The following is an 11,989-nucleotide window of genomic DNA, read 5'->3' on the forward strand; positions in this document are numbered from 1 at the left end:
CCGAGAGCCCGGCACCGACGCCATGGACCTCGCCCTCGACCTGGCCTCGGCGCCGGGGCGGGGCACCCGTCAGCGTCCCCGCAGGGAGAGCGAGACGAGGGTCAGCCGGCGCAGTTCCTCCGGGGCGTACGGGTGTCCGCCGTCGGTGATCTCGGCAAGGGTGCTGAACGAACCCGGGTAGACCATCACCGAGAGGTCCTTCTGCACCAGACAGGCGAAGACCGCGAACTCCTCCAGAAGGTACTGCGAGGACATTCTGAGCCGCCTCTCCAACGCGGCCTCGGTGAGCCGGTCGGACTGCCTGCGGTGAAAGCGTCGGCCGGACGCCTCGACGGATTCCCGGAACCTCGGGTCTTCCCGGTGACAGTCGGCGAGGCTTCGACGGAGCCTCGCGTAGGCATCCCACTCCTGCACCTCGGAGCAGCGCAGGTAGGTGAATCGGGTGTGCTCGCGTTCGGCCGCGAACAGGGCTCGGGTGTCGGCTATGAAGCGGTCGCCCAGGGCCAGCGCCCGGGAGAGCGCCTCGTCCTCGGACAGGCTCCGGGTGGAGGCCAGCGTGATCCGGTGGATGCTGTCACCGACCAGCACCGTGCACCGGGGGAAGTGCCTGGCTATCCAGCGGAGCATGGCAGCGAGCTTGCCCGGGGTGAAGTTGCTGTTCTCCAGGCTGACGCCGAGGAAGCACTGGCCCCGGTCCGCCAGGCCGGCCCGCTGGGCAGGAGGGGAGACCACGTCGATGCTCGCCTTGTAGGACCTGCGTGGTCGGTCCGCGGGAGCTTCTGACACGACCATGGGTATCAGACCGTCAAGAGACATGCAGCGAGCCTTCTTTGCTATGAAGTGAACGATTGATGCTCAATATCGATCGAAACTAGGTCGCGGGTGATCCACCGTCAAGTTCGTTCAACTCGCCCACGACATAGCGGGCTTGGGTCCTCACAGGGTGGAGCCGGGTCCGAGCGCCCGGCGGCCGGCCCGACCGATCCTGAGCGCCGCTCCCGCTCCGCGGGGCGCGACCACGGGCATGATGGAGGCCATGACGCAGACCGCCCGCCGCATGTTCGAGCTCCTGGAGCCGATCTGCCTGGTCACCTACTTCGCCGACGAGTGCAACGAGGAGCTGGCCGCTCTCGGCCACCGCACCTACTGGGACGGCTACTTCGCCAGCCGCGCCGCACCGCTGGGGCGGGTGCCGGCACAGGTCGTGCACGCGGCCTTCTACAGCTTCGCCGACGGGGAGGCCGCGCGGCACATCCCGAGCGCGTGGGAGACGATCCCGCCCGAGGCGTCCGTCGCCGCGCGGGAGCGGGGCAGCGCGGCCTCCGTACGGCGGATCCTCGGCCCCGAGTTGGCCGCCTCCCCCGGCCTGGCGCGCGCCGCCGACCTGATCACCAGAGCCGCGACGAGCACGCCCACAGCAGGCCGGGTGATGTTCGCCGGGATGCGCAACCTTCCGGTGCCGAGCGACCCGGTCGCCCGGCTGTGGCACTCCGCCACCATGCTGCGCGAGCACCGCGGTGACGGGCACGTCGCCGCTCTCGTCGGCGCGCGCATCGGCGGCACGGAGGCCCACGTGCTCGAGGCGCTGGCGAAGGGCATCCACCCGCCGGAGTCGTTCGGGCGCCTCCATCACCTGCCGAAGGAGCGGCTGGCCGCGGTCATGGACGGCTTGCGCGAGCGCGGGCTGGTCGACACCGACGGCCGCTTCACCGACACCGGCCGCGAGACCAAGCAGCGCATCGAAACCCTCACCGACGAGCTCGCCGCCCCGCCGTACGACGCCCTGTCAGCTGCCGAGCTCGACGAGCTGGTCGCCGAGCTCGAACCCATCACCGCGGTGCTGGTGGCCGCGGGGTCGCGGTGACGAGCAGCGCCCGACGGGACGAGCGGTCCGCCGTCCGCTACGGCGAGTTCCCGTCACTCCGTCGAGCCGCTGATCGGGGCGGCCGGCCCGCACGCCTGACCACCTCTGCCGGGCATGACCGCGGCGTGGACGGGGTTCTCGACGCAGTGCACCAGGTGGAGCGGGAGTAGCTGGTGGACCGGATCTGCGTCGTGCGACGCGACCGTACCGCCGTATTCGCCAACGAGCTGGTGCCGGTGGGCAGCGGGGCGTCCTTGCAGCGGTCACCGCTGGCACGGAAATTCACGAGTAGCGTTCGAAGAGAGCCTGGATGTATGCCTCAAGTCTGCCGGCCAGCAGAGAAGGGGTCAGATCCGAGCGGCCCAGTTCGCGCCAGGGGACGGCGACCTTCTCGGCATCCGGAGCAAAGGCCAACGCGTCGAGTAGCCGCCAGTACAGATGCGCCGCGTTCTCACCCGCGAGCTGTCCTCCTGCGGCGAGGTACCGGTCCGCAAAGGTCATGCCCAGGGGGACGCCGTGGAGTAGGGCCAGGGCACTCGAACAGTGGGCCACGTCCAGGTCGGCCGGGCCCCACGAGGTCTCCACCCAGTCGACGATGCCGCTGACACGGACGTCGTCGCCGTCACCGTCGAACAGAACGTTGCCCGGATGGAAGTCCCGGTGCAGGAAGCAGGGCTCGTAGGCGGGAGGAGCCTGCCGGATGACATCGACAGCCCGTCGCCAAAGCTCCGGCCTCGCCGTGGACTCAGGCAGCGTCACCCGCTCCGGGGAGGTCCAGGGCTGCCAGGTCCGCGGCCTCGTCTCCGCAGTGACCTCGACCTGGTGGATGCGAACCAACTGGTCGGCCAACAGATCGACACGCTGCTCGACACGGACCTCGTCCACACGGACGGTCCCGCGCAGCAGCGACATCAGCAAGGACGGATGGTCGCAGCAGGTCGCCGTCGCGTCCACCGCCACGAGCGCGGCTGCGGGCACATCCGTCCCACCGAGCAGGCCCAGGATTTCGGCCTCACGTGACAGCAGACCCTCCGCGTGCCGGACGTAGAAAGGCTTCACGAACGACCGCAACACCAGGTCACGACGACCGTCCGGCCCAACGATGCTCAGCCGGCGCATCTCCGAGGTCCAGCCACCGCGCAGGCGAGCGACATCCGCTATTCGCTCCCCGGCAGCGAGTCTTTGCGCCACCCAGGACCGCGTGGAGCCCCAGCTCTGCGCCTCAAGATCCGCACCGGCACGCTCTGCGCCCTCACCTTTGATCACGAAGGGAGCCTATCGGCGCCCAGCCGGACATGTGTGAGAGCCCTGGGCTCCGAAGCCCCGTGAACACCTCCACCCACAGCGGCTCGACCCACAGGCACCCCGCCCATCCGGGCGGAATGCCCCGCACCCGGCCCTCTGCAACAAGCTTCAGGACTCCAGAGCCTTCGCGGCGTCGCGGATGACGTCGAGGACGAAGTCGGGGTGCGACAGCATGGGCACGTGGCTGCTGTCCACGCTGTAGGTCTTCGCGCCCATGCGCTCGGCGACGGCCCGCTCCAACTCCGGGTTCACGGTGCGGTCGTCGTTCGCGACGATGTACCAGCTCGGCTTCGTACGCCAGGCGGTGCCGGGGACCTGCTGGGCGAACAGGTCGGCGACCGGCACCGCACCCGTCGCCAGGACCAACTGCTGCTCGGCCGCAGGCAGATCGCCGCAGAAGTCGCCGACGCCCGACTCGAGCAGCCACAGGCGGCCGTCGGCGACGTCGAGGTGCTCGAAGACGGGTGTGCCGGGGAACTTCTCCTGCTGGCTCTGCGAGGTCTCGTCCTCGTCGGGCGCGAGCGCGGCGATGTAGACCAGCGCGCCCACACGGTCGTGCACGCCCGCCTTCGTGATCAGCGTCCCGCCGTAGGAGTGGCCGACGAGCACGACCGGGCCGGGCACGTGGTTGATCGCCCGGGTGACGCACGCGACGTCGCCTTCGAGTGAGTCCAGGCCGTGCTGCGAGCTGTAGACCTGGTGACCCTCGGCCTGCAGCGCGGGGATGAGCTTGCTGAAGCACGACCCGTCGGCCCAGAGTCCGTGCGCGAAAACGATGCTGGCCTTGCCTGCCATGACGTCCTCCTCGTAACTGTCAAGCCGTGACTCCACGCTACGCCGAGCTGCCGAGAAGCCACTCATCGTGATGGTCCCATCGGGCCTCGACCGAGGCGTCGGGTGGCCCCCTCGCGAGCGGGCTCGCGCTCAGGGCGTGTCTTCGCCGCAGCCCGCGAGGAGGGCGGTGTGGGTCGGAGTGGGTCGGAGTGGAGCGCGGGCGCTACCGGGTCAGCGGTTCTCATAGGTCCCGTCCAACCGGGCCCGTCCGAGGACATGGCCCGTGACGGCGGCGACCAGTTGGTCCAGGGTGAAACCGGCTGCCAGTTCGGTGGCCCGGTCGAGAGCGAGGAGTTGGAAGACGTAGGCGTGGGGTCCGTGCGACCGGATCGGCATGGGTCCGGCGTAGCCCAGGCGGCCGAGCGGGCCCTTGCCGTGCCGGATCCCGGGGACCGGGCTGGGGTTGGCCAGGGCGTTGTCCGCGATGCCGCCCAGGGCCGGGTCGATGCCCAGCGCGAGCGCGTGGACGGCCGGCTTGCCGAAGGGGACGTCGGGGTCCTGCGCGATGAGCGCGAGCTCGACGGTGCCCTGCGGCGGTTGCGTCCAGGCGAGGGCCGGGGAGATGTTCGCGCCGAACAGCCGCCCGCGATGGGTGCTCGGGATGGGCGTGCCGTGGCCGAACGCCGGGCTGGTCAGGGTGAAGTTCTCCGGGGCCTGGAGGGCGCTGTCGGCCCAGGCGAGGGTGTGCTGGCCGGCGCGCCGGTTGCGCAGTGCGATGCCGAGCGGGTTCGCGGGCATGGTTTCGGCTCCTCCTGAGGCTCACTCTGTTTAGGTATACGAAAGATATGCTTAGGTATACTAAGAAACCATGGAGAACCACGCAACCGGCGGACCGCCCGCGGCCGGGATCGAGGACAGTGAGCTCGGTGCGCAGGTGCGCGCCGCCATCGGGAGCCTGTACCGCCGCTTCCGCAGCGAGCGCCCCGAAGGCGCCCTCGGCGACGTGGCGCTGGAGGTCCTGACCTACCTGCACAAGAACGGGCCCCAGACCCTGACCGACCTCAGTGAGCGAGGCCGGGTCTCCCCCGCCTCGATGAGCCAGACCGTCAACCGGCTGACCTCCGCCGGCTATGCCGTGCGCTCGCCGGACCCGCGTGACGGCCGCAAGGTGCGCTTCAGTGCCACCGAGGAGGGCCACCGCCTGGCCGGCGCCACCCGGGCGCAGCGGAACGCCTGGCTCGACGAACAGCTCGGGGCCCTCGGAGCCGAGGATCGCGCCGTGATCGCCCGTGCCGCCGCGCTGTTCAGCCGCATCGCCGACGCCTGAACCGCTGACGCCTGAACCGCTGGTGCCCGACCGGGGCGCTGGTGTCCTGGTCGTCGAAGGTGACCTGGACGTGCTGTTCCGGGCGGCGCTTCTGCTGGCGGGCGATGGCTCCGAGGACGGCCTGGTCGGATGGGGTGAGCGGGGGCTGCAGGAGGCTGCGGGGCCACAGGTGGCGGGCCAGGACCACGTTCGTCTCGGCCGCGTACACGGTGACCTGAGCGGCCAGGTAGAGCCAGGAGAGCAGGCCGATGACGGTGGCGAAGAAGCCGTAGATCTGGCTGCTGTGCCGTAGCTGGTGGGTGACCAGCACCGCGCCGAAGGCCTGGAGCACGGTGAACAGCGGCCCGGCCAGCAGACAGCCCGGCAGCAGTGGGCGGGCGGCGATCTCCCCGGGGGTCAGGATCCGGAAGCACGCCAGGCACATGCCGGTGTTGACGACGGCGGACAGCAGCAGGCCCCCGATCCCCGCGGCCGGGCCGGCCAGCGTGGTGCTGACCACGGTGGCGGCGGCGGTGCTCAGCAGCAGCCCGGTACCGAGGACGGCGAAGAGCAGCAGGCTCCGGGCCAGCCTGGGGAGGTATCCGGGCCGCCGGATCTCCGGGACGTTCCAGACCTCGGCCATCGCGTGCTGCAGGACCTGCGCGATGCCGAGCGCGCCGTACAGGAGCCCGAGCAGCGCGACCGCCAACGCCAGACCGCTGCCCTGCACGGAGTGGATGTTCTGGCGCAACTGGTCGCCGATGATCGGGAAGTCCGCGAGCGCGGAGTTCAGCACCGCGTGCTGGGTGCCCGGCCGGCCGTGCAGGACGAAGCCGAGCACGGTGCTCAGCAGGAGCAGCAGCGGGATCAGCGCGACGAAGCCGTAGTACGTGATCAGGGCGGCGAGCAGGCCGCCGCGGTCGTCACCGTACTTCTTGACCACACCCACCACGACGGCGGCCGCCGGCCGGCGCTGCTGCGCGCGGTCGACGGTGCGCACGACGTGTTCGAGGCGGTTCATGCGGCTGTCCTCCGGTGGCGGCGGACGGGTCGTGGATCGCGGCCCGGCACCAGACGTCTGCCCGGTCGGCGGCGCTTTCGCACGTGCCGGGTCGTCGCACGGCGACCCCGCGGGCGGGCCCGCGTGTGCTCGGCCGGCGTGCGGGTACCTGTGAGGTGTGACTGTCCGCACCGGGGCGACAGGTGGTGGCGGGAGGACCACCGGGGTGGTCGGCCCGCCGACCGTGGGGGTGGAGGAGGAGTACCTGCTGCTGGACCCGGCCAGCGGGCTCCCGGTGCCGCAGGTGGAAGCGGTGCGCGAAGCGGCGGGCCTGCACCCGGCCGTGGAGCACGCGGAACTCCAGCACGAGCTGCTCCAGGCCCAGGTCGAGGTGGCTACCCCGGTCTGCCAGGTCCTCTCCGAGGTCGGCGGCCATCTGCTCCGCCTGCGGCACGCACTGGCGATCGCCGCCGAAGGGGCCGGCTGCCGACTGGCCTCCTGACCGGCCGGGGAAGAGCCCGGGTCTCCCGGCTCACCCGGCTTCCGCAGCCGGATCGGACGGGCGCTCGCCCGTGACGTGCGCCCAGCGCTCCTCGATCACGAGCCTTGCCGAGGCCGCTCCTTCCGAGGATCCCAGTCGGGTGCCGGGGACGATGAACGACCGCCCGGACTTCCGACGCACCCGGACCATCCACGTCGTGCTGCCGCGACCGGTCCGGCTGTGGAGCTCGACCGCGGAGATCTCGGACCACGGGACCGAGCGACGGAGCGCGGGTGACCGTGTCCTGAGGTGGGACGCGCTGAGGACGGTGTACCCGAACGCCAGAAAGGCGATGTAGAGCGCGCCGAAGAGGACCGCGGCCATCACGATGGCCGCCACGGGGCGGGCGTCATGAGCGGTCACCGGATCACCCGCGAACCACGCCCAGCCTCCAAAAGCCGTCGCGACCACCAGACTCACAGCCAGCGCGATGAAGCCGATTCGGCGATCGCGTGGACCGCCCCCGATCCGGATCTCTTCCACGCCGCGATCCTACGGCTGGCTGTCATCGAGCAGGTCGCGGGTGGCGGAGTCCCGTTCCGCAGCCGTGGCTACTGCTGACCCCACTGCTCCTCGGTGATCTCGTACCGCACGCCTCCGTGCTCGGAGCCCTCGACCATCTCCATGTCGGAGGGAGTGGGGATGGTGTCCGCGAGCGTCATTTCGAGCTTCTTCATGACGTTGCGCGAACCGTGGTTCACGGACATCGTCTCAGCCCAGACCATCCGCACACCGAGCTCCGTGAACGCCTTGTCCAGCAACGCCCGCGAGCCCTCGGTGGCGTAGCCCTTGCCCCAGGCCGCCCGCCGCAGCCGGTAGCCGAGTTCGACTTCGTCCAGCGGGCCCTGCGGCTCGGGACGCAGGATGAACCAGCCGATGAACGCGCCGCCGTCCTTCTCGTGCGCGGCGAACAGTCCGAGGTCGCCACCCCACTTCTCGTAGCCGGCAAGGATGTTCGGCAGGTGACGCTCGCGGATGACCTCGGGCGCAGTCGGATTGCCGCCGGTCAGGTAGCGCATCACCGCCGGGTCGCTGTCCAACTCGATCAACAGGTCCGCGTCATCGGCGGTGAAGCGGCGCAGGGCCAGGCGCCCGGTCTCCAGGTAGGTGTCCACGAGTCGATCTTGCCTGAAGCAGGTCGGGCGGCCCAACAGCTTTTCTCGGCGACTCGGGGCTCTGCCGTGACGTCGCGGGATACGGAGACGGGTGCACCCTGGTGTCGGCCCAGGCCGGCCGCCGTCCGGCCGACGGATCTGACAGTCACTTACTTGAGCAGGTCTGGTCCTTCGCCGGCAGCCTGCCGGTGGTCAGGTAGGCCGTGGCGCTCGCGTCCGCGCAGGACTTGGTGACGCCGAGGACGCCGTGCCCCTCGCCACCCGCGACCGTGACCATGCGGGAGCCGCGCAGGGCCCGGTGCATGCCCTGCGCCATGGCCAGCGGCGTCTGGGAGTCCCACTGGTTCTGCAGGATGAGCACGCTGACGTCGTTGTTCACCACCGTGGTGGGCTCACCGCCCGCGGACTGCCAGAAGGCGCACGGCTGGATGTTGGACCCGGCATCGCCGTACAGCGGGTACCGGGCCTTGTCGCGGATCGCGTCGCGGCGGTACTGCTCGGGGTCGCGCGGCCAACTGCCGGTGTCCCCGCAGAAGATGGCCCAGGCGGCGGCGCCGGCGTTGTCCGCGGGAACACTGTGGGCGAAGGTCGGCGGAGCGGGGTGCGGGGCCGGCGTGGTCGGACCGGCCGGGGCGGGCTTTCCGCCCGCGGCCGCCTCCTTCAGCGCCGCGATCCAGGGGCTGGCGGTCTCGACGTGGACGAACGCGTCGTACCCGAGGCGGAGGTCGTCACCGGTGAGGGGCGCTCCCTCGGTGGGGATGGGCTTGCGGTCGGCCTGGGCGACCAGGTCCCAGAAGGTCCTGCGGACCTCGTCCGGCGTAGCTCCCAACCGGTAGGTGGCGTTGCGCTCGGCGGCCCACTCGGTCCACCTCGTGAAGTCGAGCTCGGCTCCCTTCGCCCACCCCTGGAACGTGCCCCGCCAGATCGTCGTGGGGTCGACCGCACTGTCCAGCACGACGCGGTCGGCCCGCTGCGGGAACATCTGCGTGTAGACGGCGCCGAGGTAGGTGCCGTAGGAGTACCCCAGGTAGGAGATCTTCTTCTCGCCCAGCACCGCGCGGATGACGTCCAGGTCGCGCGCGGTGTTGCGGGTGGTGATGTACGGCAGCGTGTCACCCTCCTCGGCCTGGCACTTGTCGGCAACCGTCCGGGCCCACGCCACGTCCTTCGCGAATGTCCGGTCCGTGTAGGCGTGTTCCCAGTTCTGTTCGTCGTCGGTCAGGCCGCAGCCGAGCGGGGAACTCTGCCCGACGCCCCTCGGGTCGAACCCGATCAGGTCGTACTGCCGCTGCACGGCCGCGGGCAGCAGCGTGCCGACGGAGAGGGGCATGTCCAGCCCCGCGCCGCCCGGGCCACCGGGGTTGAGCAGCAGGGCACCGTGCCGCTCCGCCGCACTGCCCGCCTTGATCCGGGATATCGCGAGGTCGATCTTCCGGCCGCCGGGATCGCCGTAGTCCAGCGGCACTTTGAGTGTCGCGCACTGGAAGGCGGCGGGGCTGTCCGGGGCGCAGCGCTGCCAGTGGGGCTGCTGCTGCGCGTACTGCCGCAGCGGGTCCCCGGTCGCGGCGAAGGACGCCGCGGGAGTGAGTGCCGAGAGCAGGGCCGCCACGGCGCCGACGGTCAGCAGGGAGGTTGTTCGGCCGTTTCGCACAGTCATGCCGGTCCTTGTGGAGAGGAGGTGCCTGGATTTCCTCCAGCCTCTTACGTGCGAACGGCCGGTGAGTCCGCCGCCGGGATGGGATGTCTGTCCAACTTGCGGCGTATGTGCGCTTGGTGACGTACCACCAGGGGTTGAGGACCCTGGCACCCGCTCGGAGTCGAACCGGGTCTCCTCGCCCAACGGGCGGGCCATCACCGCCACGTCCCGTCCGGCCGCCGCCCAGCAGAGCTCGCGCTGCGGGCGGAGCTGGTGGCGGTGGAGCGCCCGGGTGAACGTCGAGCAGGTGACCTGGCGGCCGAGTTCGGTCGGCTAATGTCTTCCACGCGACACGGGCCTATAGCTCAGACGGTTAGAGCGCTTCCCTGATAAGGAAGAGGCCACAGGTTCAAGTCCTGTTAGGCCCACCAGCGTCGAACGCCCGGAGTGGATATCCGCTCCGGGCGTCTCGGCATTCAGCGGTTCACCCGGCGCTCGGCACCCGGCCCGCCCGGACCAGGGCCCCGCTCAGTCGGCGAGGGCACCCATCGGGTCCCAGGCCGGCAGGACGATCGGCGGTTGGTCGAGGGCGGCGGCCAGTTCCGGCGGCAGCGCGGAGCGGCGGACCGCGATCTCGAAGACGTGCTCACCGAACCAGGAATCGTTCATGGTCCAGAAGCCCTTGTCGGCCTTCTCCTCGCCCCAGCTGTTCTCCACCCGCCAGCGGCGCGGGGCGCCGTCCAGCACGTCGACGCCGGTGAGCAGCATCGCGTGGGTCATCCGCGTCTCGTGGTGGAGCAGCCGCGCGGCCTTGTCCATGGTGAAGGCGGTGTCGTAGACGGCCGCGTAGTCGAAGAGGGCGGCGTCCCAGACACCGGCGTCCGCGCGCATCATCTTCGTCACGTCGCAGCCGAACCACACCGGCTCGCCACCGACGATCGCCGCCGTGGCCAGCCGCTTCAGCAGCTCCATCGGCACGTTGAGGTAGACGACCGGCGGGGCGTCCACGACGTTGCCCAGGTACTCGACGGTGAACGTGCGGCCCACCGGACTCGTCTCCCGCGGGTCGTGCACCAGGCAGACGTACTGGTCCAACGGGAGTTGTACGTACGAGGCGGCGAACTCCGCCGGGGTGAGCCAGCCGTCGCGGTGGAACTCCCGTTCCTTGTCCTCCCACTGCCACAGGAAGCGCTGTGGCGGCGTGCCGAGATGGATGCTGATCACCCGGTGCACGGCGGCCAGTACCTCCCGCTTGGTCCTGCGCTGCGCGTCGATCCCCTCACCGGCCTGCCCACGCAGGTCACGGGCACCCTGGCGGAGCAGGGTGCCCAGGGCCCGGTTCATCGCCCGGGTCGCGGAGGAGCTCTCACTCTCCGGCATGGCGGACTTGGGTACCAGGCCGTGCTTCGCGACCAGCGCCGCGAACATGTTCCACTGGCCGCCGTCACTGATCGGACTCGCCAGCAGCTGCGCCACCGTGCGGTCGTCCACGTCCCGGTCCGAGGTCTCGATGACCGCCTCGAGGAAGTGGTTCGCCCGCTCGAACTTGTCCCACCACAGGAGGTAGTTCTGGGAGAACTCGAAGTCCTTCACGCCCAGCTTCCGAGCGGCCCCGACCCGCAGCAGGTTGAGCCCGGCGAACATCCAGCAGCGGCCGCTCTGCTTCTGGTCGGTGGCCCGCCAGTCGTCCAGGTGGTGGGAGACCGAGTGGTCGATGCCGGTGAGAACCCGCCGGTCGAGAGCGATGTCATCCACCGGCGTCCGGGTGACGGCGTTCTGCATCAGCAGGTTCGCCGACCTGGCAGCGAACTCTTCTTCGAACAGCTGAAGTTGATCCGATGTCAGCTGGCGGCCCATGGCCGGGTGGGCACCGTCGTTTCCGAAGGTCACAGCAGTATCCTCCAGTTCCCGGTGGTTCGTGCGAGGAGCGCGCAAAACCACACCGTCGCACGACCGTTCGGCCGGAGTCAATGAAGTCAACGGAGTCAACGGGGTTGGCGCGGTGGCGGCTCACGGTGGTGACGATGGCGAACGGCGGGCGGGCGTTGGCGAGTTCTGGTGTCGGCTCGTGATCGGCTGCCGGAGCTGCCGGAGCTGCCGGAGCTGCCGCCTGGAACCGATTCCGCGGGTCGGGCGTCCAAGCAGCATGTCAGCCTTCCGTGCGTTCCTCTTCTGTCTGGGGATCGCTCTCCTCCTGGGCGCGGCGGTGACCGCGCTCGTCCGGGTGGCCGAGCCGGTCCCGGGCATGCACTGCTTGGTCATGAGCCAGAGCGGAGTTCGGGCCTGTCCGGACGTGCAGTCTGTCCGCCATACCGGGATCGCGATCGGCATGGCCGTGGCCGCCGTCGTGCTGTTGGTCGCCAGTGGGCTCGGACCGCGCCGTTCCTGACCGCCACCGCGCTCCAGCCCGCGCCGACCGATCACGGCGCAGGCTGAGCACTCCCCCGT

General features: G+C 70.4%; 12 protein-coding genes, 1 tRNA gene and 1 pseudogene. 5 read left to right on the forward strand and 9 right to left on the reverse strand.

Features of this window, described 5'->3' with window-relative positions; translation table 11 throughout:
- Positions 1-69 precede the first annotated feature (69 nt).
- Positions 70-786 carry a tRNA-dependent cyclodipeptide synthase gene (locus OG403_RS00390; protein WP_329560387.1) on the reverse strand — a complete coding sequence of 239 codons (717 nt, stop codon included), beginning with the start codon at positions 784-786 and terminating at the stop codon, positions 70-72.
- Between the two features lie 250 nt (positions 787-1,036).
- On the opposite strand from OG403_RS00390, the gene OG403_RS00395 reads away from it, so the two are divergent.
- A complete protein-coding gene (locus tag OG403_RS00395) occupies positions 1,037-1,864 on the forward strand; it encodes an SCO6745 family protein (RefSeq protein WP_329560388.1) in 828 nt (275 codons plus the stop codon).
- Positions 1,865-2,146: 282 nt separating this feature from the next.
- Here the strand turns inward: OG403_RS00395 and OG403_RS00400 are convergent, their stop codons facing one another.
- The 3 genes from OG403_RS00400 to OG403_RS00410 all read right to left on the reverse strand — a co-directional run bounded on the left by OG403_RS00400 (position 2,147) and on the right by OG403_RS00410 (position 4,741).
- Complete coding sequence (locus OG403_RS00400; RefSeq protein ID WP_329560390.1) at positions 2,147-3,130, reverse strand: phosphotransferase family protein; 984 nt, start codon at positions 3,128-3,130, stop codon at positions 2,147-2,149.
- 147 nt (positions 3,131-3,277) lie between these two features.
- The gene (locus OG403_RS00405; protein WP_329560392.1) at positions 3,278-3,964 is read right to left on the reverse strand and encodes an alpha/beta fold hydrolase; all 687 of its coding nucleotides are present in this window, start codon (positions 3,962-3,964) and stop codon (positions 3,278-3,280) included.
- A 210-nt stretch (positions 3,965-4,174) separates the two neighbouring features.
- Positions 4,175-4,741, reverse strand: coding sequence for a YbhB/YbcL family Raf kinase inhibitor-like protein (locus OG403_RS00410; RefSeq protein WP_329560394.1), 567 nt, complete (start codon positions 4,739-4,741; stop codon positions 4,175-4,177).
- A 70-nt stretch (positions 4,742-4,811) separates the two neighbouring features.
- Between OG403_RS00410 and OG403_RS00415 the strand changes: the two genes are divergently transcribed.
- The gene (locus OG403_RS00415; protein ID WP_329560395.1) at positions 4,812-5,270 is read left to right on the forward strand and encodes a MarR family winged helix-turn-helix transcriptional regulator; all 459 of its coding nucleotides are present in this window, start codon (positions 4,812-4,814) and stop codon (positions 5,268-5,270) included.
- On the opposite strand, the gene OG403_RS00420 is transcribed toward OG403_RS00415, so the two are convergent.
- The gene (locus OG403_RS00420) at positions 5,248-6,270 is read right to left on the reverse strand and encodes a YihY/virulence factor BrkB family protein (RefSeq protein ID WP_329560397.1); all 1,023 of its coding nucleotides are present in this window, start codon (positions 6,268-6,270) and stop codon (positions 5,248-5,250) included. The two genes, OG403_RS00415 and OG403_RS00420, sit on opposite strands and share 23 nt — an antisense overlap.
- A 205-nt stretch (positions 6,271-6,475) precedes the next feature.
- On the opposite strand from OG403_RS00420, the pseudogene OG403_RS00425 reads away from it, so the two are divergent.
- Positions 6,476-6,748, forward strand: a pseudogene (locus OG403_RS00425) (glutamate-cysteine ligase family protein); the annotation flags it as partial.
- Positions 6,749-6,781: 33 nt separating this feature from the next.
- Here OG403_RS00425 and OG403_RS00430 read toward each other — a convergent pair.
- The 3 genes from OG403_RS00430 to OG403_RS00440 all read right to left on the reverse strand — a co-directional run bounded on the left by OG403_RS00430 (position 6,782) and on the right by OG403_RS00440 (position 9,562).
- The gene (locus tag OG403_RS00430) at positions 6,782-7,273 is read right to left on the reverse strand and encodes a PH domain-containing protein (RefSeq protein WP_329560399.1); all 492 of its coding nucleotides are present in this window, start codon (positions 7,271-7,273) and stop codon (positions 6,782-6,784) included.
- A gap of 68 nt (positions 7,274-7,341) precedes the next feature.
- Positions 7,342-7,905 carry a GNAT family N-acetyltransferase gene (locus OG403_RS00435; RefSeq protein ID WP_329560401.1) on the reverse strand — a complete coding sequence of 188 codons (564 nt, stop codon included), beginning with the start codon at positions 7,903-7,905 and terminating at the stop codon, positions 7,342-7,344.
- 145 nt (positions 7,906-8,050) lie between these two features.
- Positions 8,051-9,562 carry an alpha/beta hydrolase gene (locus OG403_RS00440; protein ID WP_329560403.1) on the reverse strand — a complete coding sequence of 504 codons (1,512 nt, stop codon included), beginning with the start codon at positions 9,560-9,562 and terminating at the stop codon, positions 8,051-8,053.
- 333 nt (positions 9,563-9,895) lie between these two features.
- On the opposite strand from OG403_RS00440, the gene OG403_RS00445 reads away from it, so the two are divergent.
- Positions 9,896-9,972, forward strand: a tRNA-Ile gene (locus OG403_RS00445).
- Positions 9,973-10,069: 97 nt separating this feature from the next.
- On the opposite strand, the gene OG403_RS00450 is transcribed toward OG403_RS00445, so the two are convergent.
- Positions 10,070-11,431 (reverse strand): aminopeptidase C, encoded by a 1,362-nt coding sequence (locus OG403_RS00450; protein WP_329560405.1) that lies wholly within the window; start codon positions 11,429-11,431, stop codon positions 10,070-10,072.
- 256 nt (positions 11,432-11,687) lie between these two features.
- Here OG403_RS00450 and OG403_RS00455 point away from each other — a divergent pair, with 256 nt between their 5' ends.
- On the forward strand, positions 11,688-11,930 hold the full coding sequence (locus tag OG403_RS00455) for a hypothetical protein (protein WP_329560407.1): 243 nt from the start codon (positions 11,688-11,690) through the stop codon (positions 11,928-11,930).
- Positions 11,931-11,989 lie beyond the last annotated feature (59 nt).

This window comes from Kitasatospora sp. NBC_01266 (assembly GCF_036242395.1).
Classification (GTDB): Bacteria; Actinomycetota; Actinomycetes; order Streptomycetales; family Streptomycetaceae; genus Kitasatospora.

Coding starts and splice junctions, on each gene's coding strand:
- OG403_RS00405 (WP_329560392.1), bottom strand. CDS start 3,964: ATGGCAGGCAAGGCCAGCATCGTTTTCGCGCACGGACTCTGGGCCGAC.
- OG403_RS00415 (WP_329560395.1), top strand. CDS start 4,812: ATGGAGAACCACGCAACCGGCGGACCGCCCGCGGCCGGGATCGAGGAC.
- OG403_RS00440 (WP_329560403.1), bottom strand. CDS start 9,562: ATGACTGTGCGAAACGGCCGAACAACCTCCCTGCTGACCGTCGGCGCC.
- OG403_RS00395 (WP_329560388.1), top strand. CDS start 1,037: ATGACGCAGACCGCCCGCCGCATGTTCGAGCTCCTGGAGCCGATCTGC.
- OG403_RS00410 (WP_329560394.1), bottom strand. CDS start 4,741: ATGCCCGCGAACCCGCTCGGCATCGCACTGCGCAACCGGCGCGCCGGC.
- OG403_RS00420 (WP_329560397.1), bottom strand. CDS start 6,270: ATGAACCGCCTCGAACACGTCGTGCGCACCGTCGACCGCGCGCAGCAG.
- OG403_RS00455 (WP_329560407.1), top strand. CDS start 11,688: ATGTCAGCCTTCCGTGCGTTCCTCTTCTGTCTGGGGATCGCTCTCCTC.